At 72.2% G+C, this 24,681-nt stretch carries 24 protein-coding genes and 2 tRNA genes; 16 read left to right on the forward strand and 10 right to left on the reverse strand.

Going from position 1 to position 24,681, the window contains the following annotated elements; translation table 11 throughout:
* The first annotated feature begins 8 nt into the window (after window positions 1–8).
* From ACT3TZ_RS09215 to ACT3TZ_RS09225, 3 genes are read left to right on the forward strand one after another with little or no spacing between them, the layout of a single operon-like run.
* Window positions 9–368, forward strand: a complete 360-nt coding sequence (locus tag ACT3TZ_RS09215; RefSeq protein ID WP_444583113.1) for a GntR family transcriptional regulator — start codon at window positions 9–11, stop codon at window positions 366–368.
* Window positions 365–1,318: an ABC transporter ATP-binding protein gene (locus ACT3TZ_RS09220; protein ID WP_444583114.1), complete on the forward strand. Its 954-nt coding sequence runs from the start codon at window positions 365–367 to the stop codon at window positions 1,316–1,318. Before ACT3TZ_RS09215 ends, ACT3TZ_RS09220 begins: the two co-directional genes overlap by 4 nt.
* Before the next feature lie 12 nt (window positions 1,319–1,330).
* The gene (locus ACT3TZ_RS09225; RefSeq protein WP_444583115.1) at window positions 1,331–2,047 is read left to right on the forward strand and encodes a hypothetical protein; all 717 of its coding nucleotides are present in this window, start codon (window positions 1,331–1,333) and stop codon (window positions 2,045–2,047) included.
* Between the two features lie 532 nt (window positions 2,048–2,579).
* Here ACT3TZ_RS09225 and ACT3TZ_RS09230 read toward each other — a convergent pair.
* Window positions 2,580–3,245, reverse strand: coding sequence for a hypothetical protein (locus ACT3TZ_RS09230; RefSeq protein WP_444583116.1), 666 nt, complete (start codon window positions 3,243–3,245; stop codon window positions 2,580–2,582).
* Window positions 3,246–3,529: 284 nt separating this feature from the next.
* Between ACT3TZ_RS09230 and ACT3TZ_RS09235 the strand changes: the two genes are divergently transcribed.
* Window positions 3,530–3,617: transfer RNA gene (locus ACT3TZ_RS09235), tRNA-Ser, on the forward strand.
* 76 nt (window positions 3,618–3,693) lie between these two features.
* Here the strand turns inward: ACT3TZ_RS09235 and ACT3TZ_RS09240 are convergent.
* Window positions 3,694–4,635 carry an aldo/keto reductase gene (locus ACT3TZ_RS09240; RefSeq protein ID WP_444583117.1) on the reverse strand — a complete coding sequence of 314 codons (942 nt, stop codon included), beginning with the start codon at window positions 4,633–4,635 and terminating at the stop codon, window positions 3,694–3,696.
* 299 nt (window positions 4,636–4,934) lie between these two features.
* Window positions 4,935–6,326 (reverse strand): NAD-dependent succinate-semialdehyde dehydrogenase, encoded by a 1,392-nt coding sequence (locus ACT3TZ_RS09245; protein WP_444583118.1) that lies wholly within the window; start codon window positions 6,324–6,326, stop codon window positions 4,935–4,937.
* 330 nt (window positions 6,327–6,656) lie between these two features.
* On the opposite strand from ACT3TZ_RS09245, the gene ACT3TZ_RS09250 reads away from it, so the two are divergent.
* Window positions 6,657–7,160, forward strand: coding sequence for an FBP domain-containing protein (locus ACT3TZ_RS09250; RefSeq protein ID WP_444583119.1), 504 nt, complete (start codon window positions 6,657–6,659; stop codon window positions 7,158–7,160).
* A gap of 54 nt (window positions 7,161–7,214) precedes the next feature.
* A complete protein-coding gene (locus ACT3TZ_RS09255; protein WP_444583120.1) occupies window positions 7,215–7,961 on the forward strand; it encodes a M50 family metallopeptidase in 747 nt (248 codons plus the stop codon).
* Between the two features lie 82 nt (window positions 7,962–8,043).
* Here the strand turns inward: ACT3TZ_RS09255 and ACT3TZ_RS09260 are convergent, their stop codons facing one another.
* The gene (locus ACT3TZ_RS09260) at window positions 8,044–8,868 is read right to left on the reverse strand and encodes an alpha/beta fold hydrolase (RefSeq protein ID WP_444583121.1); all 825 of its coding nucleotides are present in this window, start codon (window positions 8,866–8,868) and stop codon (window positions 8,044–8,046) included.
* 257 nt (window positions 8,869–9,125) lie between these two features.
* Here ACT3TZ_RS09260 and ACT3TZ_RS09265 point away from each other — a divergent pair, with 257 nt between their 5' ends.
* From ACT3TZ_RS09265 to ACT3TZ_RS09275, 3 genes are all read left to right on the forward strand, one after another.
* The gene (locus tag ACT3TZ_RS09265) at window positions 9,126–11,255 is read left to right on the forward strand and encodes an ABC1 kinase family protein (RefSeq protein ID WP_444583122.1); all 2,130 of its coding nucleotides are present in this window, start codon (window positions 9,126–9,128) and stop codon (window positions 11,253–11,255) included.
* 154 nt (window positions 11,256–11,409) lie between these two features.
* A complete protein-coding gene (locus ACT3TZ_RS09270; RefSeq protein ID WP_444583123.1) occupies window positions 11,410–11,979 on the forward strand; it encodes a hypothetical protein in 570 nt (189 codons plus the stop codon).
* A 160-nt stretch (window positions 11,980–12,139) separates the two neighbouring features.
* Complete coding sequence (locus ACT3TZ_RS09275; protein ID WP_444583124.1) at window positions 12,140–12,514, forward strand: hypothetical protein; 375 nt, start codon at window positions 12,140–12,142, stop codon at window positions 12,512–12,514.
* 28 nt (window positions 12,515–12,542) lie between these two features.
* Here ACT3TZ_RS09275 and ACT3TZ_RS09280 read toward each other — a convergent pair whose 3' ends face one another.
* Genes ACT3TZ_RS09280 through ACT3TZ_RS09290 form a run of 3 tightly spaced genes read right to left on the reverse strand, consistent with a single transcriptional unit; the run spans window position 12,543 to window position 15,063 of the window.
* Entirely contained in the window at window positions 12,543–13,199 is a 657-nt protein-coding gene (locus ACT3TZ_RS09280; RefSeq protein ID WP_444583125.1) for a hypothetical protein, read from the reverse strand.
* Between the two features lie 44 nt (window positions 13,200–13,243).
* Window positions 13,244–13,900, reverse strand: coding sequence for a response regulator (locus ACT3TZ_RS09285; protein ID WP_444583126.1), 657 nt, complete (start codon window positions 13,898–13,900; stop codon window positions 13,244–13,246).
* Window positions 13,900–15,063, reverse strand: a complete 1,164-nt coding sequence (locus ACT3TZ_RS09290) for a sensor histidine kinase (RefSeq protein ID WP_444583127.1) — start codon at window positions 15,061–15,063, stop codon at window positions 13,900–13,902. The genes ACT3TZ_RS09285 and ACT3TZ_RS09290 overlap by 1 nt, the downstream gene beginning before the upstream one ends.
* A gap of 161 nt (window positions 15,064–15,224) precedes the next feature.
* Here ACT3TZ_RS09290 and ACT3TZ_RS09295 point away from each other — a divergent pair, with 161 nt between their 5' ends.
* The 3 genes from ACT3TZ_RS09295 (at window position 15,225) to ACT3TZ_RS09305 (ending at window position 16,749) form a co-directional block, all read left to right on the forward strand.
* Entirely contained in the window at window positions 15,225–15,989 is a 765-nt protein-coding gene (locus tag ACT3TZ_RS09295) for an SDR family oxidoreductase (protein WP_444583128.1), read from the forward strand.
* A 76-nt stretch (window positions 15,990–16,065) separates the two neighbouring features.
* Window positions 16,066–16,539: a peroxiredoxin gene (locus tag ACT3TZ_RS09300; RefSeq protein ID WP_444583129.1), complete on the forward strand. Its 474-nt coding sequence runs from the start codon at window positions 16,066–16,068 to the stop codon at window positions 16,537–16,539.
* A gap of 121 nt (window positions 16,540–16,660) precedes the next feature.
* Window positions 16,661–16,749 (forward strand) — tRNA-Ser (locus ACT3TZ_RS09305).
* Window positions 16,750–16,855: 106 nt separating this feature from the next.
* On the opposite strand, the gene ACT3TZ_RS09310 is transcribed toward ACT3TZ_RS09305, so the two are convergent.
* The 3 genes from ACT3TZ_RS09310 to ACT3TZ_RS09320 all read right to left on the reverse strand — a co-directional run bounded on the left by ACT3TZ_RS09310 (window position 16,856) and on the right by ACT3TZ_RS09320 (window position 20,725).
* Window positions 16,856–18,022 carry an ATP-binding protein gene (locus tag ACT3TZ_RS09310; protein ID WP_444583130.1) on the reverse strand — a complete coding sequence of 389 codons (1,167 nt, stop codon included), beginning with the start codon at window positions 18,020–18,022 and terminating at the stop codon, window positions 16,856–16,858.
* Between the two features lie 178 nt (window positions 18,023–18,200).
* Complete coding sequence (locus ACT3TZ_RS09315) at window positions 18,201–19,547, reverse strand: MDR family MFS transporter (protein ID WP_444583138.1); 1,347 nt, start codon at window positions 19,545–19,547, stop codon at window positions 18,201–18,203.
* Window positions 19,548–19,711: 164 nt separating this feature from the next.
* Window positions 19,712–20,725: an ABC transporter substrate-binding protein gene (locus ACT3TZ_RS09320; protein WP_444583131.1), complete on the reverse strand. Its 1,014-nt coding sequence runs from the start codon at window positions 20,723–20,725 to the stop codon at window positions 19,712–19,714.
* A gap of 213 nt (window positions 20,726–20,938) precedes the next feature.
* Here ACT3TZ_RS09320 and ACT3TZ_RS09325 point away from each other — a divergent pair, with 213 nt between their 5' ends.
* The 4 genes from ACT3TZ_RS09325 to ACT3TZ_RS09340 all read left to right on the forward strand — a co-directional run bounded on the left by ACT3TZ_RS09325 (window position 20,939) and on the right by ACT3TZ_RS09340 (window position 24,681).
* A complete protein-coding gene (locus tag ACT3TZ_RS09325) occupies window positions 20,939–21,715 on the forward strand; it encodes a helix-turn-helix domain-containing protein (RefSeq protein ID WP_444583132.1) in 777 nt (258 codons plus the stop codon).
* Window positions 21,712–22,758, forward strand: a complete 1,047-nt coding sequence (locus tag ACT3TZ_RS09330; RefSeq protein WP_444583133.1) for a FecCD family ABC transporter permease — start codon at window positions 21,712–21,714, stop codon at window positions 22,756–22,758. The genes ACT3TZ_RS09325 and ACT3TZ_RS09330 overlap by 4 nt, the downstream gene beginning before the upstream one ends.
* Window positions 22,755–23,795: a FecCD family ABC transporter permease gene (locus ACT3TZ_RS09335; RefSeq protein ID WP_444583134.1), complete on the forward strand. Its 1,041-nt coding sequence runs from the start codon at window positions 22,755–22,757 to the stop codon at window positions 23,793–23,795. Before ACT3TZ_RS09330 ends, ACT3TZ_RS09335 begins: the two co-directional genes overlap by 4 nt.
* 88 nt (window positions 23,796–23,883) lie before the next feature.
* Entirely contained in the window at window positions 23,884–24,681 is a 798-nt protein-coding gene (locus tag ACT3TZ_RS09340) for an ABC transporter ATP-binding protein (RefSeq protein WP_444583135.1), read from the forward strand.

The following is a 24,681-nucleotide window of genomic DNA, read 5'->3' on the forward strand; positions in this document are numbered from 1 at the left end:
GAGGCGGAATGCTCGACACGTCGAAGCCGCTGTTCATCGCCGTCGCGGAGCAGCTCGAGGACGGGATCCTCGACGGCACCTATCCCGAGGACTCCCCGGTCCCCTCGACCACGGAGCTCTCCACCTTCCTCCGCATCAACCCCGCGACCGCCGGCAAGGGCCTGAACCTGCTCGTCGATGCGGGGGTCCTCGTCAAGCGACGCGGGATCGGCATGTTCGTGGCCCCCGGGGCCACCGACACCCTCCTCCGCCGCCGGCGCGAGGCCTTCACCGAGCAGTACCTCGCACCCCTTCTCCGCGAGGCCGAGCACCTGGGCATCGGGCCCGCCGAGCTCGCCCGCATGATCACCGAGGAGTCCCCCTCATGAACGTCATCGAGACCACCGGCCTGACCAAGGCCTACGCCGACGCCGTCGCGATCGACGGCGTGGACATCTCCCTCGCCGAGGGCCAGGTGCACGGCCTGCTGGGCCGCAACGGCGCCGGCAAGACCACCCTCATGAAGCTGCTGACCGGGCAGATCTTCGCGACCGCCGGCTCGATGCGGATGCTCGGCGCCGCGCCGCTGGAGAACCCCGAGGTGCTCTCGCGCACCTGCTTCATCCAGGAGAGCCAGAAGTACCCCGACGGGTTCCGCCCCACCGACATCCTCCGGATCGCCGAGGGCCTGTACCCCGCATGGGACCAGACGCTGGCCCGGGAGCTCGTCGGGGAGTTCCGCCTCCCCGAGAAGCGGGCGCTGTCCAAGCTGTCCCGCGGGCAGCTCTCGGCGGTCGGCATCGTCCTCGGACTCGCCTCGCGGGCACCGGTGACGTTCTTCGACGAGCCCTACCTGGGCCTCGACGCCGTGGCCCGACGCCTGTTCTTCGACCGGCTGCTCGCCGACTACGCCGAGCACCCCCGCACCGTGATCCTGTCGACCCACCACATCGACGAGGTCGCCAACCTCCTGCAGCACGTCGTCGTGCTCGACCAGGGCCGCGTGCTCATCGAGGGCGAGGTCGAGGACCTCCAGCAGTCCGCGATCGAGGTCGCCGGACGTGCGAGCGCCGTGCGGGAGTTCGTCTCAGGCCGCGAGGTGCTGCGGGTCCGTGAGGTCGGGGCGCTGGCCACCGCCTCCGTCAGCGCGACGGGAGGCGCCGCCGACGCCGCCCGCGCCGCCGGGCTCGAGGTCAGCCCCGTCTCGCTGCAGGACCTCATCGTCGACCGCACCACGTCCGAGGGGACGGACCCGGGCTCGTCCGACGGCCGGGGCACGACGACGGTCGGCACCCCCTCCGGGGGATCCATCACCTCCACCACGTCCACCCACGCCTGAGAGGACCCCGTCATGCGCACCAGATCCGTCATCCGGATGCACACCGTCAACCCCATGCAGGCCTTCGGCTGGCCGTTCATCATCATGCTGCTGGCCCTCGTGGTCGTGCTGATCATCGGCGCCCTCGTCGGCTCGCAGGGCGGCGCCGCACGGGCCGGGATGACCGAGGGCATGGCCTGGAACGGGGCGATCTTCGCCCTGCTCGGTCCGCTCATCGGCTTCGGCTTCACCTCGATGGGCCAGTACTTCCCGCTGGCCCTCGGGCTCGGGATCACCCGTCGGGAGTTCGCGAGCGGCGTGACCCTCATGTTCCTCGCCAACGCCGTCGGCTACGCCGTCGTCGTGACCATCGGCAAGGCGATCGAGGTGGCCACGGGCGGCTTCGGCCTCTCCGTGCGGTTCTTCGACGTCTTCTACACCGGGACCGGCGCGGTCTGGCAGACGTTCGTCCAGACCTTCCTCGTCATCATCGTCTCCCTCTTCCTGGGGGCGGCGATCACGGCGGCCTTCCTCCGCTGGGGCCAGGCCTTCCTGTGGACCGGCGCGGTGATCCTGGCCCTCGTGGTCGTGGGACTCCTGGCCGCGGGCATCCTGGTCGACGGGGTCACCGCCACCCTGCTCGACGTCCTGCTCATGGGGTGGGTGCCCTGGATGGGCGTCCTCGCGGGGATCGGCGTGATCGCCGCGGGGCTGTGGCTGCTGCTGCTGAAGCGGGCCCAGCTGCGATGAGTCGGCGGCCGAGCCGGCCCCGGTGCGAGCCGGGGCCGGCTCGTCGCGGATCGGCCCGGCCCGGCCCGGTTCTGATCGGATCGGATCGGTTCGAGTCGGCTTGGCGTGGCTCTGCTCGGTTCGAGTCGGCCGGGCGTGGCTCGGTTCGGCGTGGCGCGAGGTGACCTGCATGTTCTGGGGTGTCTTCAGTGACCCGGGGTGCGCCGGTTTCGGGCGGTGACGGGACGTCCTCACTCAGCAAGGTCCGTATATGGCCGTGCTGAGTGAGGACGTCCCGTGTTCCGTGGATCGGGCTCAAGAGGGCTCCCTCCTCGGCCCTGAACCAGGTCCGGCGCAGGCCACGGCGGCATCCTCGGCCTCGATCGCGGTTGGACCCGGCCTGGGCCCTGCGACGGTGGGGAACGGCTCGGTGCGGGCTCGGCGGGACGGGTCACGGAGCGAGTCAGCCGCGCCTTCGGGAGGTGACGGGACGTCTTCGTTCAGCACGGCCGTCATGCGGCGCTCCTGAGTGAGGACGTCCTGTCGGTGGGGCTCAGTCTCGACCGGCCCGAGGCTCGACCTCGCGATCGGGCCGGTCCGCCGAGTCCGCGCCTGATTCGGCACTCGGCGTCGGCACCGAGTCGTGCCCGAAGTGGTCCGGAACCGGTTCCACGGCCACTCGTCGATCCTCGCCCGGGGTTGTCTCCGGGGCCACGCCCAGGATGTCCTCCGTCGTGAGGCCCTGCACTCCCGAAGCCGGTTCCGGATCAGGCCCGCGCCCCCGCGCCGGTGATGAGTTCCCGTACGGACGGCCGTGCGTCGCCGAGTCGGCATCCCTCGGTGGCTCGGACGCCGGAGGTGCGTCTCCTCCGGTGTCGTCGCGCTCGCCGCCGCCGAGCGCGCCGATATGGGTCAGCACCGACATCAGGATGGTGAAACCAGCGGCGACGACGGCCGCGTAGTTCCCCAGCGCGAGCGCCCGAGCCGAGGCGCCGGTCCAGGTGCGGTCGAAGAGCAGCAGCTGCACGTCGAACAGCAGCACGAGGATCGCGAGCACCTTGGCGACGTAGGACAGCATCGCCGCCGTCGCCCGCCACCGCGAGATCCCGCGTGGGCCGGATCGGACCGAGTCCTTGGCCCACGGATCCAGCATCGTCGCGACCAGGAGCACCGCGACGAGCTGCGCGGCGGAATTGGCGGTCTCGGGCGTGAACTCCATGGCTGCAGTGTCGCCCGCCGTCCAGGGGGTGTCCAGGTCCGGAGCGGACCGGGACGTGCACCCGCCCGTGCCGGCGCCGATACGGTGGCGCCATGATCTTCGTCGGCATCGACCTGGCGTCCGACCGCGAGGGCTGGATCTGGCTGCCCTCGCCTCTCGCCCCACCGGGATACCCTTGACGACGGTGCTCGCGACCCCGCCACGGCTCGGCTGGGGTCGACGGGGACGATGTCGGACCGCTCCCGCAGGAGCGATCCCACGACATCGACCGGTGCGGGCACCCAGGAGGGATGACAGAGCGGCCGAATGTGGTGGTCTTGAAAACCACTGTGCAGCGACCCTGCACCGCGGGTTCGAATCCCGCTTCCTCCGCGCATGACGACGGCGCCCCCACCGGTTCGGTGGGGGCGCCGTCGTCGGTCCTCGCGAGGGCCGGCCGATGCCGGGATCAGGCCCCCGCGGGCACGATCCGGTGGGCCGATGCCTCGTCGAGCGCCGTCGTCTCCTGGGCGGTCAGCTGCAGGCCGATGGACTCGAAGAGGCCGCCGAGCTGCTCGACGGTGCGGCCCGAGGCGATCGGTGCGGCGACGGCCGGGCGCGAGCGCAGCCACGCGAGGGACACGGCGGTGACCCCCACGCCGTGCGCTGCGGCGACGTCGTCGAGGACCGACAGCAGGTGCACGGTGCGCTCGTCCTCGAGGTAGGCGCCGGCCTGCCCGGCGCGCTGGGAGTCGACCTTCAGGCCCGGGCGGTACTTGCCGGTGAGGAAGCCGGAGGCGAGCGACCAGTACGGAAGCTCCACCAGGCCCAGCTCCTCGACGGCCGGCAGCACGTCCTTCTCGATGCCGCGCTCGACGAGGTTGTAGTGGTCCTGGGACACCGTGACCGGCGTCAGGCCCTGCTCCTGCGCGATGCGGGTGGCCGAGCGGAGGCGGTCGGCGGTGAAGGTGGTCGCGCCGATCTCGCGGACCTTCCCGGCCCGGACCAGCTCGTCGAAGGCCCCGAGGTACTCCTCCTGGGGCACGTCCGGATCATCGCGGTGGGCGTAGTAGAGGTCGACGTGGTCGGTCTGCAGGCGGCGCAGCGAATCGTCGAGGGCGGCCCGGATGTTCTCCGGGCGCAGTCCCGGGCGCTGCGGGTGCTGGAACACCTTGGTGGCCAGGACCACCTTGTCGCGGTTGCCTCGGGAGGCGAACCACTCGCCGATGATCGTCTCGGACTCGCCGCCGGAGTTGCCGTCGATCCATGCCGAGTACACGTCGGCGGTGTCCACGGACCTGCCGCCCGCGTCGAGGAAGGCGTCCAGGAGGGTGAAGCTCTGGTCCTTGTCGGCCGTCCAGCCGAAGATGTTGCCGCCCAGGACGATGTCGCCGAACTCGAGGTTGCTCATGGTCATCCTTTCGTGAGATCTGCCGCTCGGGAGCTCATCACTGCTGCCAGGATCGGCCCCAAGCGAGCCTTTCCTCCACTGTAGGACCGTGTCCCTGGCCCTCGCCTGGGCGTGACCTCGGGGTTCACGGAGCGGGCCCCGGGCCCGACGGCCCGATCCCGACGGACGCCCATCGCCCCTGGAGGTTCGCGGCGCCTCTCACCCCGCACCCCCGGACGCACGGGAGCCCGCCACGCAGCGCGCGACGGGCTCCCGTGGATCACCCGGTCAGGGACGAGCCCCGACCCGAGCGGGACGGATCAGAACGAGCCGTCGATGTCGGAGATGACGACGACCTTCTGGTTCACAAACTCCTTGAGGCCGAGGTCGATGAGCTCGTGGCCGTAGCCGGAGTTCTTGACGCCGCCGAAGGGGATGTCGGCCTTGACGCCGGTGGGCTGGTTGATGAACACCATGCCGGTGTCGAGGCGGCGCGAGAGCTCCTGGGCGCGACGGATGTCCTCGGAGAACACCGAGCCGCCGAGGCCGAAGGGCGAGTCGTTGGCGATCTCGACCGCGTGGTCCTCGTCCTTGGCCCGGTAGAGCTGGGTGACGGGGCCGAAGAACTCGGTCTGGGAGGCCTTGCCGCCCAGCGGGATGTCGGTCAGCAGCGTCGGGCGGAAGAACGCGCCCTCGCTGGGGACCTCGGCGCCGATCTCGCGGACGGTGACGCCCTCGGAGCGGGCCTCCTCGACCTGTGCGGCGAGGTCATCGGCCGCCTTCTGCGAGGACAGCGGGGCCAGCGTCGTGGACTCGTCGAGCGGGTCCCCGGCCTTCAGGGCCGCGACCTTCTCGATGTACTTGGCCTCGAACTCGTCGTAGACCGCGTCGACGACGATCAGGCGCTTGGAGGACACGCACACCTGGCCGGCGTTCCAGTGGCGGCCGAATGCGGCCCACTCGACGGCCTTGTCGATGTCGGCGTCCTCGAGGACCAGGAACGCGTCGGCGCCGCCCAGCTCGAGGGTCGACTTCTTGAGGTTCTTGGCGGCGGTGGCGGCGATCGCCGCGCCGGCGCGCTCGGAACCGGTGAGCGCGACGCCGCGGACGCGCTTGTCCGCGAGGACCTGCTCGGTGGTCTCGTGCGAGGCGAAGAGGTTGGTCAGCAGACCCTCGGGGGCGCCGGCCTCGGCGATGAGCTTCTCCATCGCGAGGGCGGCCTGGGGGACGTTGCCCGCGTGCTTGAGGACGATCGCGTTGCCCGCGGTGATCTGCGGGGCCGTGATGCGGATGACCTGGTAGTACGGGAAGTTCCACGGCTCGACCGCGTACAGCACGCCCAGCGCATCGTTGACGAGCGCGACGTCCTGGTCGCCGTAGCCCTCGGCGGGGAGGTAGCGGGGCGCGAGCTGCGCGGCGCCGTGCTTGGCGTAGTACTCGAGCATCTTGGCCGACAGCTCGACCTCCGCCTCGGCCTCACCGATGAGCTTGCCCATCTCCAGGGTGAGGATCTCCGCGTAGGCGCGGTGGTCGGCACGGAGCAGATCCGCGGCCTTCTGCAGGACGACGGCGCGGGCGGCGCCGTCGAAGCCCTTCCAGGCGTGGAAAGCGGCGTCGGCCTTGGCGATCGCGGCCTCGACCTGATCGCTCGACGCGGTCTCGAAGGTCTTGACGGTCTCGTTGGTGTAGGGATTGACGGTTGCGTAACCCATGAGGTTCTCCTCCTCGGGCGGAAGGCCGAACCCGGTGGAGGCGGCAGGATCCCCTGCCGACCCGGGCTCCGCGATGATCCCGCCGTGTCGTCGGTTGTCGCTGTCTACGCTAGTCCTGTTCGCCCGGGTCGCGCCTGTATGGCTGGTCACCAGTTCCTGGGAAGTGCGCGGGTGTCGGTGTGTGGCGGTGTGCGGCCGCACCCGGGGCGAGCGCGCGATCCGCGCGCGGTGCCGACTCGTCGTGGTGCGGCGCCGTGCGGCCCGGAAAAGGCCTGGCCGCGGCCGGCGGCGCGGGCGTAGGCTCGCCGCCGCTCACGAAGGGAGCACATCATGCAGGTCCTCACCGAGGGGCAGATCCGCGACGCGTTCGTCAACACCACCGTGCGCGAGGTGCGTCAGGCGGTGCTGCCTGATCTCGAGGCGGTCGCCTGGGACGGCATCGAGTACCTCGGCTGGCACGACGCCAAGCGCGACCAGCTCTCCTACGTCGTCGCCGAGGTCGACGGGAGGCCCGTCGGCATGATGCTGCGCACCCAGCCGCCCTCCCCGCAGCGCCGCAAGATGATGTGCGCCTGGTGCCAGGACGTCACGATCTCCGACCCCGCCGTGCTGTACGTCGCGCGCCGCGGGGGTGCCGCCGGACGCAAGGGCGACACGATCGGCACCGCCGTCTGCGCCGACTTCCGCTGCTCGCGCAACGTGCGCCGGCCTCCATCGATCACCGAGGTCAGCGGCGCCGACGAGGCCGAGAAGCAGTTCTGGGTCGACCGGCAGATCGAGGAGCTCCGCGAGCGGGTCGCAGCCTTTGCCGGAGAGGTCGCGCGCACCGTCTGAGGCCGCACGCGGCAGCGCCGGGACGCGCCCAGCGCCACCTGCGACCATGAGGCCATGGACCTCGACCTGAGCAGCGTCATCGATGCGATCGCGCGCCGCGTGGCACCGACGGCCGCCGATCCCGGGAGCGGCTGGATCCTGCTGGCGGTCCTCGCCGCGCTCGCGGTCGTCGTCGTCCCGATCCTGTGGCGGTACGCGCGCCTGGCCGTGACCATCGTCCACGAGCTCGGGCACGCCCTCGTGGGTGTCCTGGCCGGGCGCCGCTTCACCGGGTTCGTCGTCAACGGCGACATGTCCGGGCATGCCGTGACCGTGGGGCGTCCCCGCGGGCCGGGTCGCATCGCCTCCGCCTGGGCCGGGTACCCCGCCCCCGCAGTGGTCGGTGCGCTGCTCGTCCAGATCGCCTTCGGCGGCTGGGCCGGGGCGGCCCTGGCGGCGGCGCTGCTGGTGCTCGTCGTCTCGCTCGTGTTCGTGCGCTCGGCCCATACGCTGGCGGCAGTGCTCGGCAGCGCGGTCGTGGTCGGCGCCGTCTGGTGGGCCGGCGGTCCCGTGGGCTCGGCGGCGCTCGCCCTGGGGGCGGGGCTGTTGCTGCTGCTCGGGGCCTGGCGGCACCTGGGCGCGGTTGCGACCGGCGGCGGTCGCGGGGACGATCCGGCGCAGCTGGCGTCCCTGACGGGGGTGCCGTCGTGGCTGTGGGTGGGCAGCTACGTGCTGGTGCTGGGCGGGTGCACGTGGTGGACCTGGACCGCGGTGGGCCCGCATCTGATGCCGATTCTCCGCTCGGTGCCGGGGCTCGCATGAGCGCGGCGTCGGTCGTCGGCGGGCGGATCCCGCCCGGTGGCGTCGGGTCCTGAGGCAGACCGCCAGGACGCGGGGCGCGCCGTCAGGCCGGTCGCGTCCCGGCTCCCGCGAGGCCCCAGCCGTCGAAGATCTCCAGCAGGGCATGTGTCGACCTCTCCGGCGCATCCCAGGTCACGATGTGCCCGGCGCCCTCGATGACGTGCTCCGCGATCCCTTCGGCGCGGGCCCACCGTGGCATCGCCGTGGCGATGGTGCCCGTCCGGTCCTCGGCGCCCCGTACGAGGGCCAGCGGCACGGGGGAGCGGGCGCCCGGGTCGGGTTCGATGAAGGACGCGACCGCGCGCCAGACCTCCAGGAACCGGGCCTTGGGCATGCGGGCGAACACCGCCTCCGCGCGGTCCACGGCCGCGGGCGTGGTCGCCGAGGCGCGGGCCAGGAGGCGAGGGAGGGATCGCGCCGGGATCAGCGAGAGCATGGGCGCCGCCAGGCGCAGGCCGAGGCGTTCGGTCCGGGTCAGCGGGCCGGTGTTCCAGCCCGCATCGACGACGCACACCCCGCGGACCCGGTCGGGGCGCGCCCGCGCTAAGGCCTGCGCGAGGTTCCCGCCGAGCGAATGGCCCACGAGCACCGGTGCCCGGACCTCGCACGCGCGCAGCAGGGCATCGAGGTCCGCGAGCAGATCCGCCGCCTCGACGCGGGTCCCCTCGGCGAGCGTGGATCGCCCGTGGCCGCGGAGATCCCAGGCCAGGACCCGAAAGCCTGCATCCGTCAGCGCATCGGCCTGCGCATCGAAGGTCGTGCGGTCGAGCCCTGCCCCGTGGGTCAGGACCACCGGGTCGCCGGTGCCGCCGGGGTCGCTGACGGCCAGGACGGCACCGGGACGGTCGATGCGTCGATCGGGCGTCATACCCGGACCGTACACGGCGGCAGGGGGCACCGCCGTGGGCCGGTCCGCACGGAGCGCTCGCCGTACTGCGAATCGACGAGTCGAGGCGGTCCCGGGGGATGACCTCGCCTGCACGGAGCACTCCGACGATGGAGGCGTTCGGCGTACGCCGGCGATCCCTGCGACCCCGAAGGACCTCTCGTGCCCGCCGCCACGCCCCCCACCATGCCGCGATCGCACTGTCAGAACCTCCCGACCTCCGATGACGGAGTCCGCTGATGCGCCGCGTCGTGTGCGTGGCCGTCGTCAACGCCGTCTCCCTCGTGCTGGTCCTGCTCGCGGTGGCGACGGTCATCCCGCCGGACACAGCGCAGGTCTCCGGGTTCGCAGCGCGCTTCGGTCAGGCGCTGTCGCTGGTCTGGGCGGTGCTGCTGTTCAGTGTGCTCCTGACGCTGGCCCATCTGCTCGTGCGGCCGCTGCTGCACGTGGTCTTCGGCAGCATCATGCTGCGCTCCTTCGGCGTGTTCGCCGTGTTGCTGGACATGGTGCTGTTCAGTGTGATCCTCGTGGTCACGCCCCTGCGATTGCCGATGGGACCCGAGGCGTGGTGGGGGATCCCGCTGGCCACCGTGCTCTTCGAGGTGGTCAGCCCGACTCTGCTGACGCTGCTGGGCGTGAACCGTCCCCGGCCGCACCTCCCGCGCGCCAACCGCTCCCTGTGGCGCTTCCTCGACCGGGTCTCGACGGGACGACGCAGCTGGGTCTCGGAGCGGCTGCGCCAGCCCGAGGTGATCGGGATCGTGATCGGCTACGTCCTGGAGATCGTGTGCGCGGGCACGCCCATCGGTCGGGTCCGTGAGGTGATGAGCAGGGTCCTGATCGGCGGCGGCAACCCGCTCGACGGCTCCCCGACGCCCGCCACGATCCGAGTGATGCTCCAGGAGCTGGGGCCCGCCTACGTGAAGTTCGGCCAGATGGCGTCCTCGCGCGCGCAGGCCCTCCCCGCGGCGTGGGCCGAGGAGCTCGCGCAGCTGCAGAACGATGTGCCGCCCGTCCCGTACGAGCTCGCGGCGCAGGTCCTGGAGCGTGACCTGGGGCGTCCGGTCCCCGAGCTCTTCGCCGAGTTCGACCGTTTCGCGCTCGCCGCGGCGTCCACCGCCCAGGTGCACCGCGCCGTGCTCCACGACGGCACGGTCGTCGCGGTCAAGGTGCAGCGGCCGGAGATCGTCGCGAGCGTCAAGGCGGATCTCGGGGTGCTCCAGGATGCCGTCGACGTCCTCTCCCGGGTGAGCCGGACGATCCGCGACCTGGGGGCGGCCGACATCCTCGATGCCTTCGCCGAGGGTGTGGTCGAGGAGCTCGACTACCGCAACGAGGCGTACCACGCCCAGCGCATGGCCGCCGAGCTCGGGGAGGAGCGCGGCATCCGCGTCCCGGCCGTGCACCGGGAGCTCAGCTCGTCGCGCGTCCTGACCATGGAGTTCGTGATGGGACGCAAGGTCTCCGCGGCCGCCCGCGCCACGCTGACCGAGGAGGAGGCCCGGGCCTCGGGGGAGGAGTTCGTGCGGGCGCTGCTCGCCCAGATCTTCATCCACGGCTTCTTCCACGGGGACCTGCAGCCGGGCAATGTGATCCTGGAGGAGGGCTCCGGGCGCCTGGTGCTCCTGGACCTCGGGCTGGTGGGGCGGCTCGACCGCTCACGTCGCCTCGACCTCATGCGCCTCCTGGTCGCCTTCAGAGCAGCCGACGCGGAGGAGCTCGCCGAGGTGATCGTGCGCCTGACGACCCGGGAGTGGCCGGGCACGATCGACCACCGGGCGCTCGTCGGGGACCTCGAGGACCTGGTCGCCCAGCACGTGACCTATGCCCTCGCGGCGAGCTTCGACCCGCTGATCGGCGCGCTGCTCGAGCTGCTCCAGCGCCACGGGATGCGCCTGGACGGGGCATTCACCCTGGCCCTGAAGACCGTCGCCCAGTGCCAGGAGATCGTGCGCGTGCTCCATCCCCGTCTGGACTTCGTCGAGTTCTCCCTCGTCGAGGTCCGGCAGATGGCCACCGCGGAATTCGGGATCGAGGACATCACCGAGCTCATCCGCCAGAAGATCGGGCGGGTGACGCAAGGCCTCGCACGCTCGGCGCCTGACGGTGTTGCCGGGAGTCCTGCGTCGATGTTCGCCGGGCCCTCCGGCGCCAGCGGAACCTCCGGTGCGGTGTCGACCTTGGCGTCCCCGGCTCCGGCGGGGCGCGGTCGCACCTCCGCCGCCCTGCCGGTCGCGGGAGCGATCGTCGGCACGGCCGTCCTGAGTGCGCAGGTCCTGGAGCTCACGCCGGTGTTCGTCGCCATGCTCGTGATCGGGCTGCGCATGAGTTGGACGTCGCTGCACCCGCGGCCGGCTTCGCGCCGCTGAGCCCCTACTGCACCTGGCGTACGCGAGACGGTGCGGGAGGACGATCTCCCGAGAGGCGCGCGGATCGAGGCTGGGGGAGCGGGGGCGCCGTGCCCCCGGCCCGCCCGCACCACGAGGGTCGCGGACGCACAGTCGAGGATGGGAAGGACCGGTCATGGACGACACGATGCACGACGACCAGGCGCGGAGCATGGCTGGGGGTGGTCCCGCCGGCCCGGGGGTCTCCTATGACTACAGGACGCTCACCGTGCAGAACGACGATGCGCCGCTGGTGCGCGACACCTTCGCACGATTCCGCTGGTCGGAGGTGCCCGGCGGGCACGGTGGCAGGCGGCCGGGATGGACCGTGCTGCGGTTGCGCCGGGACCGGCACCTCGACAACGGACCTGTCGTCGATCAGCTCCAAGCCCGCGCCGAGGAGTCGCTGGCGACGATCGGCCGCCTGCGACGTTCCCTGCGGAGCGTGCCGTGGCTGCTGAGCGCCGTGGTGTTCGTGCTGGGCTGCGTGCCGTTGGCCGGTTCGATCTTCGCGATCAACGCGGACCTCGTGCCGCTCAGCGCCGTGCTCGGCGTGATCGGCCTCATCCTCTGGGCGCTCGCCGTGGTTGTGCACCGACCGGTCGCACGGCGCCGGGAGCGACGTGTGACCCCGCGGATCGCACAGGAGCGGGACCGCATCGATGACGCCGCGCAGCAGGCCCTGAGGCTCCTGCCCACCGTCTGAAGCCTGCGGCGTCGTCTCTGCGGGACGTCGAGGTGGTCCGCACGGCGTACGGAATCCGGTCCCCCGGGGAAACGCCCCACAGGCGTCGTGGCAGAAGGCTGGAAGCACATCCCAGGGCGGCCGGCATCCCGGTCGGCCGCCCGATCCGACAGGAGACGTCATGACCGAGCACAGCACCGCGATCGCCCCCACCGGGGGCACGGACGCCACGACCCGCGTCGGAGCCGGACCCACCGGCGCGAGGGCGGCGGAGAGCCGCACGGCCGCCGGGCACCCCGGGCGCGGACTCGGCATCGCAGGCTTCGTGCTGTCGATGCTCGGGGCGCTGTCGCCCATCGGGTTCGTGATGAGCATCCTGGCCCTGTCGGCGTCCACGCGTGCCGGCCACCGCAACGGCTTCGCCACCTGGGGCATCGTCCTCGGCGCGATCGGGACGGCGCTGATGACCACGGTGCTGGTCGCCGTCGTCGCGCAGACCACCCAGGCCGGCGCGATGTGCAGCCTCCCCGAGGTCCTCGCGCAGGCATGTCGCTGATCGCACGCAGCATCACGAGGGCCCGGGATCAGGAGGATCCTGGGCCCTCGTGCGTGCGCAGCAGCATGACGGTGCCGATCCCGGCGATGATCACCACCATGATCGTCCCGCACAGGCCGTTGTAGGTTCTGTGGTCGCCGTCTCCGCTCATCGACAGCAAGGCCGTCTGGGTGAGCACCAGCAGCACCAGGCCGGCCGAGACGTTGCACAGCATGTTCAGCTCCATGAGCAGGTCGCGACGGCGACGCGAGGAGACCAGACCGACCACCGCCGCCGTGAGCTCGGCGAAGCTCACCGAGGCGATGGCGATCGCCACGTCGTGACCGTAGTCCGCGGTGCGGTCGACACCCAGGAGGAGCGGCAGGCAGCTCAGGCCGTAGACCACGGCGAGGCCCAGCAGAATAGCGCTCGCGGCCCGGTACGCCGTCCGCACGGCCCCGGGGGCGCCGCGGTGCGCACGGCGGTCGGCGAGCAGCACGAGGGCCTTCGAGCTCGCGATCCCGAGGGAGAACGCGGCATTGGCCAGCACGAAGACGGAGGGCTCGATGACGAACAGCGACAGCTTCCACCCCGCGGTGGCCACATTGCCCGGGATCGCGGCCATCGAGAGGTAGACGTGCCGGCGCCCCGCGTCGAGGAACCGTGCGATCCACGAGACGCCGAGCACGCGCGCGACGGCTGGCACGGCCCGGAGCCGCTGCCGGCTCCCGCCCGTGGCGCGCGGTGCCATCAGCGGATGCCCGCCTGGAAGGCCAGGGCGACCAGGTGGGCTCGGTCCCGGGCCCCCACCTTGGACATCGCCCGGTTGACGTGGGTCTTGGCGGTGTACGGCGAGATGTAGACCTGGCGGCCGATCTCCGCGTTGTCGAGACCGGCAGCCGCGAGCGCCACGATCTCCATCTCCCGGGGCGGGAGCCCCGCGAACAGCTCCCGCACGGCGGGGTCGACGGCCGGCGCCACGGGACTGGCCACGGCGTGCCCCACGAGGGCGTCGATGGCGCGAGCCGAGAGCTCACCGCCGCGGGCGCCGTCCACGACCGCGGCGGTGAGCTCTCGGGGACCGATGCCCTTGCCCAGGAATCCATCGGCGCCCGCCCGGAGCGCGGCCAGAACGTTGTCGGAGGCGTCGAACGTGGTGAGCACGACGATCCGTGGCGACGGCGTGCCCCAGCGGTCCCGGATCCGCCGGGTCGTCTCGACACCGTCGATCCCGGGCATGTCCAGGTCCAGGAGCACGACGTCCACAGCGAGGCACTCAAGGGTCTCCAGGGCCGCGATCCCGCCGGCTGCCTCGGCGACCACCTCGAGCTCGGGGTGGGCGTCGACGATCGTGCGTAGACCTGCGCGCAGCAGCTCCTGGTCGTCGACCAGCATCACGGTGATCATCAGGCGGTCCTCTCGGTGAGGGGGATGTCGGCGGTGATCCAGAACAGGGTGTCGTCCGAGCGCACCTCGAGACGACCGCCCACGGACTCCGCGCGCTCGCGCAGGCCGATCAGCCCGTGGCCGCCGACCGCATCGGTCGCGGCGCCCCGGGCGCGGACGTTGGCGACCTGGACGCGGACCTCGTCGTCGATACGCTCCACGGTCACAGTGACCTGTCCGGTCCCGTACTTCTGGGCGTTGGTGAGACCTTCCTGGACCATCCGATAGATCGCCGCGCTCGATCGCGGGGTCACCGGCGCGTCGAGGCCCTCGACGCGGGAGCTGAGGGGCAGTCCGCCGGCGGCGAAGCGTGCGACGAGCTCGGGGACGGCCAGATGCCCCGGGGTCGCCGTGAGCGGCTCGCCGTCGCGCCGCAGCAGGTGGAGGGTCGCCTGGGTCTCCTGGAGCACGGAGGCGAGCGCCTCGCGCGCCCCGGCGATCTCCTCGAGCACGGGGCCGGATTCCTCGAGGAGCTGCATCTCAGCGGCGCCCAGGCGCATGTTCGCGACTGCGACGTGGTGCCCGATGCTGTCGTGGAGGTCGCGGGCGATACGCAATCGCTCCTGGGTGATGCCGTGGTCTACGGCGTCCGCCCGGACGGCCTCGACCGTGCGCAGGTACGCCTCGACGGCGCGCCGGTAGTCGAGGTTGGCGCGGGCGGCGCTGCCGAGCGTCGCCGCGACGACGGCGGCGAACGCCGCGATCGAGCCACTCGCGTCGACGCTGACGTCGATCGTCCCCGCCTCCAGGGCGGCGGCGAAGGCGTTGGACGCCGCGATCATGGCGCCGCACACCCAGCCCGAGGTGCCACGCAGTGTCAGCACGAAGGCCACGAAGCAGGCGCTGGACCAGAATCCGGTGGTCACGGCCCCGGCGGCCAACGCCAGCGGTGCTGCGAGGGCGGTCAGCACGAGCCCCACCGTCGGCCGGTGCAGCACCGTGAGCGCCCCGACGACCGAGCAGGAGATCGCGAGCCAGCTCAGCGGCCCGCGGTCCGTGGCGATCGTGCTGACGGCATTGACGACGACCGCGATGGCGAGCACGGTCATGGTCGTGCGCGTCAGGATCACGAGCGTGCGACGGCCGGTGCCGACATGGCGCAGCGGAGCGGTGGGGTCTCCCATGCGCACGATTCTCCCGTGCCGCGACGCCGGAGGGCATGGACAGGCCCGGGATGCTCCGACCGCAGTACAACGGCTGCACCCGTGGCATCAGGTCGCCGGGCGATGCCGGTGTCTGCGCGTGACCCGGACGACACGAGGGTGTCTCGGCCTAGGGTGATGCCATGGACATCGCCGTGCTCGGGGCCACCGGCACGATGGGCGCGCTCGTCTCCGAGCGCCTGCTGGAACGGGGCCACCACGTCCGTCCGCTCGCGCGCAACGCAGGCGTCGACGCGCTCGACGTCGGCTCCCTCCGCGAGGCCATGGCCGGAGCCGATGCCGTCGTCGACGCCTTCAACCACCTGACCCTCGACGGCGGCCGGGCCGTGCGCCTGTTCTCGGCGGTGGCCACGAACGTGGCCCGCGCCGCGGAGAGCACCGGCGTGCGCCGGATCCTGGACGTGGGGATCTTCGGCGCCTCGGACCCTGCGGTGCACCGGATCTACGGCTGCTACCGGGGCAAGGCCGCGCAGGAGGAGATCTATCGGCGGGCCGCGACGCCCAGCACCATCGTGCTGTCCGCGCAGTGGTTCTCGCTGATCCCGATGGTGGTGCGCCAGGCGACGCTGGGCCCGGTCGCGGTGCTGCCGGCGATGCGCATGGCGCCCGTCGCCGCCGAGAGTGTCGCCGACCTCATCGCGGCGGACCTCGAGCACGACGACGGCGAGCGTCGCACCCACTCGATCCGCGGACCGGAGCAGATGAGCTCTGCCGAGGCCGCACGGCGGTGGATGTCCGTCCGCGGGGACGTCGACGGCCTGCGCCCTCGCATCGTCCTCGACCTGCCCTACTTCGGGAGGGCCATCGCCGGCGGTGGCCTCGTGCCCCGGACCGGGGTCGTCGACCCGATCACGCTCGAGCAGTGGCTTCGGGACGCGACGTCCTGAGGCGCGCACCCTAGAGTGGCTGGGCCGGGTCCCGTCGCGGGATGTCCGGCGCCGAGCGCCCCCACCGAGGAGACCCATGCCCGACCCCGTCAAGCTCGCCGTCGGCGACGCCGCGCCCGATTTCGACCTGCCCATCGCCGGAGGAGGCCGCCTCTCGCTCGCGGACCTCCGCGGCGCCCCCGCGATCCTCTGGTTCTACCCTGCGGCCAACACCTCGCTGTGCACGACGCAGGCCTGCGGGCTGCGCGACGAGCACACGGTGTTCGCCGATGCCGGCTACCGGATCCTCGGGATATCCCCGGATCCGGTGCCCGAGCTGGACCGCTTCGTCGCCGAGCAGCACCTGCCCTTCGACCTCGCCTCAGACACCTCCCACGCGACGATGGAGGCCTACGGCGCATGGGGCACCAAGAACATGTACGGCAAGCTCGTCGAGGGCACGATCCGCTCGACCTTCGCCATCGACGCCGAGGGCGTGCTGACCCTGGTCAAGTACCGCGTGGGCACCCCCAAGCACATCGCGTTCCTGCGCGAGCGCCTGGGCGTCTGACCCCGCGGATCCTCCGCCGCGCGCCGCGCGCGTGATCCCGGTCGCGGCCCTTTTGGCGGGCCATCCGCGCTCCGGTACGCTGTCCCGGTGCGTCCGCGCACGACGCACGCCCGGCGTGCGAGGAGACGTGGCAGAGCGGCCGAATGCGCTCCCCTGCTAAGGGAGTAGGCGGCAAACACCGCCTCGGAGGTTCAAATCCTCTCGTCTCCGCATCTCGACGGGCCCCGGTGATCGCCGGGGCCCGTCGTCGTGTGCGGGACTTTGCCGTGGAGCGGAGGTTCGCGGAGCCGAGGGCCCGTCTGGCCGTGTGGGGAGGTCAGTCGAGCTGGCGGGCGATGAATCCGGCCATCCCTGGCACCGTGAAGGCCACGATCCCGTGATCGGGTGCGTAGATGAGTCCCTTGTGGATCAGGTTCGCGCGTGCAGGGCCGAGACTGCCGATCGCGCGTTGCAGACGGTTGGCCACTTCGCCGGAGCCCACGCCACCATCTCCTTCGGGGCACATGGCACGGAGGTACTGCTTCTCTGCCGTCGTCGTCCGATCCCATCTGGCGCGGAAGAAGCCGTTGTCCAGCTGGCCTTGTCCCGAGGCGACGCCGACGCGGGCATCGCGAAGCTCGATGGACGTCCCATCTGCGGCATTCCACGTCTCCTGCCCGAACTGCTGGATGAAGTAGGGGTAGCGTCCCGATGCGGCGATCACGTGCTCGAGCGCCTCGGCCTCCCACTCGACCCCTTCGTCGCCAGCCGGCTCCTCGATCGCTCGGTGCGCCGCGCTCTCATCGAGCTTCTCGATGACGCTGTACCGAAAGCGCTCGGAGTAGGACTTCGCCTCGGCAAGCGTCTGGGGCAAGCTCGGCAGTCCGGCCAGCGCGAAGAGCACCGGAAGGTCGTCGGTCGCGGCGGACTGCATGATGGCTGCGAGTGTGGTGATCTCTTCGGCTGTGAGGTCTTGCGCCTCGTCGATGAGCAGTGCCAGACCGACTCCGTCGTCTCCGGCAGCAAGGGAGACATCGCGGACGACCTTTCCCAGATCGGTCAACAGGACGCCGCTGTCCGCCGCACCTCCGCTCGCCTCGCTCAGATCGATTCCAAAGTTCCACGTGCCCGAGGTGTCATACGACGCCTTGAACGACAGCGCCGTCTTGAGTGCTCGGAGCAGTCTCGCACCCGCCGAAGGGCGCGCGAGGTCCGTCAACGGCCCGTACAGGCCTTCGCCGACCATGTCGCGCAGCCCCCTCCCGGACCCGGCTTCGACCTGGACCGTGAGCCAATCGCGATCTTCGGCATCTCGACGGAGGCGGGACAGCAGGACCGTCTTCCCGACGCCGCGTAGCCCGTAAAGAATCATCGGCTGGTCCGTCTTGCCGCGCTCGGCCCTCTGCAAGGAGATGTTCCAGTCGTCGATGACGTCGTCGCGTCCCACCAGGGCAGATGGCCGTCGACCAGCGCCGGGGGCATACGGGTTGCGGACAGGATCCATCGGAACTCCAGAATCTCTACGAATGTCTACGCGAGTATAGCGAGACGCAATACGCGGCTACATATTGCTAGACCTCTCGTCGGTGGTGCCTGCCCGACAGGTTCGGTCTGACGACGCGTCGTCTGCTCCACTTGGGCTACGCCTCCTGGGCTACGCCTCCTGGGCTACGCCTCCTGGACTACGCCTCCTCCTGCACCCTGACCTGCGGCATCACGAGCGAGACCACCAGCACCGCCGCGGCCGCGACCGCCCCAGCCCAGAACACCGCACCGGAGGCCTCGACGATCGCCGTCGCATCGCCCTCGGGCCGTCCGCGTAGCACGGCATTGGCGATCGCGCCGAGCACCGCGACGCCCAGGGCGCTGCCGATCGAGCGGCCGAACATGTTGGCGCCCGTGACCACGCCCCGCTCGCCCCAGGCCACGCTCGCCTGGGCGGCGATGAGCGAGGGAGAGGCGATGAGGCCCAGCCCCAGGCCCACGACGAAGCAGGTCAGGGCCACGATCCACACCGAGGGGTGGGGTGCCGCGAGCGAGAGGGCCACGGTGCCCAGCACGGCGAACACACCGCCGATCAGCACGCACGTGCGGAAGCCCAGGCGCAGGTACACGCGTCCGCTGAACCCGGCGGCGATCGGCCAGCCGATGGTCAGGGCCGCCAGCGCGAGGCCAGCGACGATCGGCGCCGTGCCGATCGACCGCTGCAGGTACGTGGGGACGTACGTCGTCAGGCCGATGAGGGTCGCGCCCACGCCGATCGAGATGAGGTTGGTGGTCCACAGCAGGCGCCGTCCCATCACCCACAGCGGCAGCACGGGCTCGGCGGCCCGCTTCTCCACGAGCAGGAACGCCACGATGAGCGCGCCGCCCAGGGCGAAGGCCGTGATCGACTGCCACGAGTCCCAGGCCCAGGCCTGCCCGCCCTCGAGCGCCCCGAGGATCAGGAGGGTCGCACCGAGGGTCAGCAGCGCGGCGCCGGGCACGTCGATCCGGTGCTCGGTGCGGGTCAGGTTCTCGCGGAACCCGCGGATGATCAACCAGCCGGCCAGCAGGCACAGCGGCAGGTTGATCCAGAAGATGAGGCGCCACGCGCCGAACTGGGCGAACACCCCGCCGAGTGTCGGGCCGACGACGGCGGAGATGCCCCAGACGCTGGCCATGTAGCCCTGGATGCGGGCGCGCTCGGCCACGGAGTAGATGTCGCCGACGATGGTCATCGACATCGGCATGATCGCTCCCGCTCCGAGACCCTGCACGGCGCGGAACACGATGAGCACGACGAGGCTCGGCGCGAGCGCGCACAGCAGCGAGCCGAGGAGGAACAGGGCGATCCCGGCGAGCATGACCGGTTTGCGGCCCACGATGTCGGCGAGCTTGCCGTAGATCGGCACGGAGGCCGCCTGGGCCAGCAGGTAGATGGAGAACAGCCACGGGAACTGGGAGAAGCCGCCGAGGTCGGCGACGACGGAGGGGACGGCGGTCGCCAGGATCGTGGAGTCGATCGCGATGAGGCCGGTGGACATCATGAGGGCGAAGAGCACCGGTCCGCGCTCCTCGCGCAGTCCGAGCCGGGCGGGGGTGGGGCGCGTGGGGGCAGAGGTCACTGGCCGTGCAAGTCCCATCCCGCCCCCGGTATTCCCCGACGTCCGAGGGGCGGGACCCCGCGTGGCCCGCCCCGTCGTGGCCGGACTCAGTGCGCGAAGAGCTCCCGCACGGTGTCCAGCGTCGCGAGCGCCTCGTCGTAGTCCGGGCGCAGGCTCCAGTACGGCAGGTCGTAGGCGTGCCCGCCCGTGATCGCCGGCAGCTGCGCCCAGGGCTGCCCGGCGCGGAAGGCCGGGAGATCGACAGGGGCGTTGTTGAACGCCGAGAAGAGGAGGGTGGGCTGGGTGAGGACCTGGGCGGCCTGCTCGGTCGACAGCTCGAACATGTCCCCGCCCTTGGTGTACGGCTCGTAGGACCCCGAGGCGAACAGCGGCGCCGGCTCGATGCCGACGGCCTGCAGGTCCAGCGGGAGCCCCTGGGACTCGATGAGCACGAAGGGTCGCTGATCGGCCGAGACCGACACGTACGCGACCGGCCCGGGCGGCGGGGTGATCGCGCCCTTGACCTCGGTGACGCGGTCGTCGTAGGCCTTCATGAGCGCGGTGACCTCATCGGCCTTGTCGAACACCTTCTCTCCGAGGTAGGCGAGCTGGGTGCGCCAGTCCGTGTACTCCTTGCCCACCACCACGGTCGGGGCGATCTGCGAGAGCTGCTCGTAGGACTTCTCGGCGAGCATGAGCGGGAAGCCGATGCCGCCGGCGACGATGAGGTCCGGGGCGGCCCCCAGCAGCGCCTCGAGATCGAAGCCGTCGTCGGTCCAGGGCAGGAACGTGGTCCCGGCCTTGTTCGCGTCCTCGGCCCAGAACTCCGAGAACGTCCCCTCGACGCCCTCGGAGGTCTCGGGGATCGTTGCGGCGACGGGGACTCCGAGGTTGAACAGGAAGCCCACCAGCGCGTAGTTCAGCACCACGATCTTCTTCGGCGCGGCGGGAATGGTGACGTCCCCGTGCCCGGTCGGGACGGTGCGGGTCGCAGAGCCCTTGTCGCCGCCGCCGTCGCTCGCGTCCGAGCCCGATCCTGAGCCCGATCCGGAGCAGGCGGCCAGCGCGCCGAGCGAGGAGACGGCCAGCAGGGCCAGGGAACGACGACGGAGCTGATGCATGGAGGACCTCGTGATCGTGGGTGCGGGGACGGCGGCGGCCGATCTCGGACGTGGCCGGCTGGGGCCGGGGAGCGTCGCGTCCGGGACCGGGAGGGTCCGGTGGAGCGAGCTCGTCAGGAGAGGCTAACCTCAGCCGGTCCGGTCGATGCCGCCGCCGTGCGACATCGCCCTCGACCCATGCGACACCCGTCCAGCACCCGAGAAGGAGGGCCGATGTCCCCGTACTCGCCGGCCGCCGCCGTGCCCGAGAACGCCGAGCGCTTCCTGGGCCACCCCATGCACGTGCACGACTGCCCTCACCTGGTGATCGTCCTGTCGGGCAGCGGGGTCCTCAGCACCCACCACGAGCGCGTCGAGCTGCCGGCCCAGCACTCGGTCTGGCTGCGGGCCGGGGTCTGGCACGAGCTGTCGCTCACACCGGGCTCGATGGCCTTCGGGCCGATGCTCGCCGACGACGTCACTCCCGCGAGCGACGTGCGCGCTCTGGGCCGGTCCCCCCGCTTGCACGAGATCGTGCTCGGGGCGCTGACGGCCGCTCCGCGCGACCCCCGCCAGCTCGAGCCCTTCCGTGCCGCCCTCGGCGATGCCCTCCGCGGCGTGACCCGCGACCCCTTCGGCGACGCCCTGCCCGCCCATCCCGCCGTGCGCGCGCTCGCGCAGGAGGCGGTGCGCTGCGACGCCCACCTCGACGTGCTCGCCGCGCGGCACCGCCTGAGCCCTCGCCAGGTCCAGCGGGTGTTCCGTGCCGAGCTCGGCACCACCTTCAGCCTCTGGCGGTCCCGCGCCCGGCTCGACCACGCCGCGCGGCAGCTGGAGGCCGGATGGGGCCTGACCTCGGCGGCGCGGAGGTCCGGCTACGGGACCCGTACCGGGTTGCTGCGGGCCATCGCACGGGAGACCGGTGCCGACATCGCCGCCGTCACGGCCGATCCGCTGGGGCATCTGCGCCGCGGCGCTCGCCGGGCCGAGCCCGAACGGGCCAGTGCATGACGGCGGCCGACGGGCCCGTGCGGGCCGTGCCCGATGCCCGGGCCCGCCGGCGCTCGTTGCGCGTCCTGGCCCTGGTGGGCGCGGGGCTCGCCCTGGCACTCGCCGTCGTGGGCAGCATCGCGATCGGCTCGGGGATGCTGCCCCCGGGCGAGGTGATCGCCGGGCTCCTCGACCCCGGCGGGTCGATCACCCGCTCGACGATCTGGTCGCTGCGGGTCCCGCGGACGCTCATCGGCCTGCTGGTCGGAGCGGCCCTGGCCGTCGCCGGCACCCTCATGCAGGGCCTGACCCGCAACCCCCTGGCAGATCCCGGGCTGCTGGGCGTCAACGCCGGCGCCGCCTTCGCCGTGACCCTCGCGGTGGCCCTGCTGCGGATCACCGACATCCGCGACTACCTGGTCTTCGCCTTCTGCGGGGCGGCCTGCGCGGCGGTGGCGGTGTACGCGATCGCCGCGCAGGGCCGCCACGCCCCGACCCCGCTGCGCCTGACGCTGGTGGGCCTGGCGCTCGGTGCGGTGCTCATCGGCATCAGCCAGTCGATCGCCCTGGTCAGCCCCCGGACCTTCGACGCGATGCGCTTCTGGGGCGCGGGCACCCTGGCCGACCGCCCCGCCGCGACCATCGGCGCGATCCTGCCGTTCGTGGCCGCCGGGCTGGTGCTCGGGGCGTGCACGACCCCCGCCCTGAACGCCCTGGCGCTCGGCGACGACCTCGCGCGGGCGATGGGCGTGCCGATCGCCCTGGTCCGAGCCGGGGTGGTCGTGGCCGTCGTGCTGCTGTGCGGCGCCGCCACGGCCGCCGCCGGCCCCATCGGCTTCCTCGGGCTCATGGTGCCCCACATCGCCCGCTGGATCGTCGGGGCCGATCTGCGGTGGGTGCTGGCGCTCAGCCTGCTGCTGGGCCCGGCGGTGCTGCTGGCCGCGGACATCGCCGGACGGCTGATCGTGCTGCCCTCGGAGCTGCAGGTGGGGATCATCCTGCCGCTGCTGGGCGCACCGGTCGCCGTCGCCCTGGTCCGGCGGCGCCGGGTGGTGGGCCTGTGAGCGCGCTGTCGGTCCCGCGCACCGTCCGCCTGGGCGGGCTGTCCGCGCGGGTGCGGACGCGGAGCCTCCTCGTCGGGGTGGTGCTGATCGCGGTGATCGGCGCCCTGGTGCTGTGGGCCGCCACCCTCGGCTCCGCGGCGATCACCCCCGGGCAGGTCATCGCCGTGCTCCTGGGCCGGGAGGACGGGATCCTGCGGGCCGTCGTCCTCGAATGGCGGCTCCCGCGGATCACCGCCGCCGTGGTGCTCGGGGCCAGCCTCGGGCTCAGCGGCGCGATCATGCAGTCCCTGACCCGCAACCCGCTGGGCAGCCCCGACATCATCGGGTTCAACAGCGGTGCCTACACCGGGGTGGTTCTCGTGCTGCTGCTCGGCGGCACCGGCTTCGCGGCGCTCGCCGGCGGCGCCCTCGTCGGAGGGATCCTCGCCGCCGCGATCGTCTACGCGCTCGCATTCCGGCAGGGCGTCAGCGGCTTCCGCTTCATCATCGTCGGGATCGCCGTGGGCGCCTTCCTCTCCTCGCTGACCTCGTGGTTCAGCGTCAAGGCCGATCTGGACCTCGCGCTGCGCGCCGCCGTGTGGGGCGCCGGATCCCTGCACGGCGTCACCTGGACGGCCGTGGCGGGCTCCGCGCTCGCCCTCGCGGTCGTGCTGCTCGTGATGCCGCCGGCAGGACGATGGCTGCGGGCGCTCGAGCTGGGCGACCCCGCCGCGCGCGCCCTCGGGGTCGAGCCCGAACGCGCCCGCGCGCTGCTGATCCTGCTGGGCGTGGTCACCACCGCCCTGGTCACGGCCACCGCGGGACCCATCGCCTTCGTGTCCCTGGCCGCCCCCCACCTGGCCCGGAGGATCGTGGGTCCCGGGGACGGCGTGCCCTGGGGGACCGCGGCGCTGCTGGGCTCCGCCTTGCTGCTGGGCGGGGACCTGGTGGCCCAGCACGCCGTCCCGGGCATCGGCCTGCCCGTCGGCGCCGTCACCACCACGCTCGGCGGCCTGTACCTCGTCATGCTGCTGACCCGACGGACGCGGCGCGCATGAGCGGGCCGGCTCGCCGCGGGGCGTCCCCGCTCGTCCGCAGCCCCATCCCTGCCCCACGCCGAGACCGCACCCCTGCCAGGAGGATCCCGTGCCCCAGCTGACCGCGCACGACCTCGTCGTCGGCTACGACGACCGCACCGTCATCGACGCGCTCGACCTCACGATCCCCGAGGGCGAGTTCACCTCCATCATCGGCCCCAACGCCTGCGGCAAGTCGACCCTGCTGCACGCCCTGGCACGCCTGCTGCGCCCGCGCACCGGGACGGTGGTGCTCGACGGCACCGACATCGCGACCCTGCGCACCAAGGAGACCGCCCGCCGGATCGGCGTGCTCCCCCAGACGCCGCTCTCCCCGGAGGGCATCACCGTCGCCGACCTCGTCGCGCGCGGCCGCTACCCCCACCAGTCGCTGCTGCGCTCCTGGTCCCCGCAGGACGAGGCCGCGGTCGACGCGGCGCTGGCCGCCACACGCGTCACCGACCTGCGCGACCGGCCCGTCGACGCCCTCTCGGGCGGGCAGCGCCAGCGGGTCTGGATCGCGCTGGCCCTGGCGCAGGAGACCCCGCTGCTGCTGTTGGACGAACCCACGACCTTCCTGGACATCGGCCACCAGATCGAGGTGCTGGACCTGCTGGCCCGGCTGCGGAGCGAGGGGCGCACGGTCGTCGCGGTGCTCCACGAGATCACGCTCGCCGCACGCTACGCGACGCATCTGGTGGCGATGCGCGACGGCGCCGTCCTGGCGCAGGGGGCGCCGCGAGACGTCGTCACCCCGGAGCTGCTGCGGACGCTCTTCGACGTGCGGGCGCGGGTCCTGCCGGATCCCGAGGGCGGGGCGCCGCTGATCGTGCCGGATGCGGTGATCGCGCCGGGGGAGGCCGGCTAG

Source organism: Brachybacterium sp. AOP25-B2-12, assembly GCF_052378625.1.
In the GTDB taxonomy this organism is placed as follows: Bacteria; Actinomycetota; Actinomycetes; order Actinomycetales; family Dermabacteraceae; genus Brachybacterium.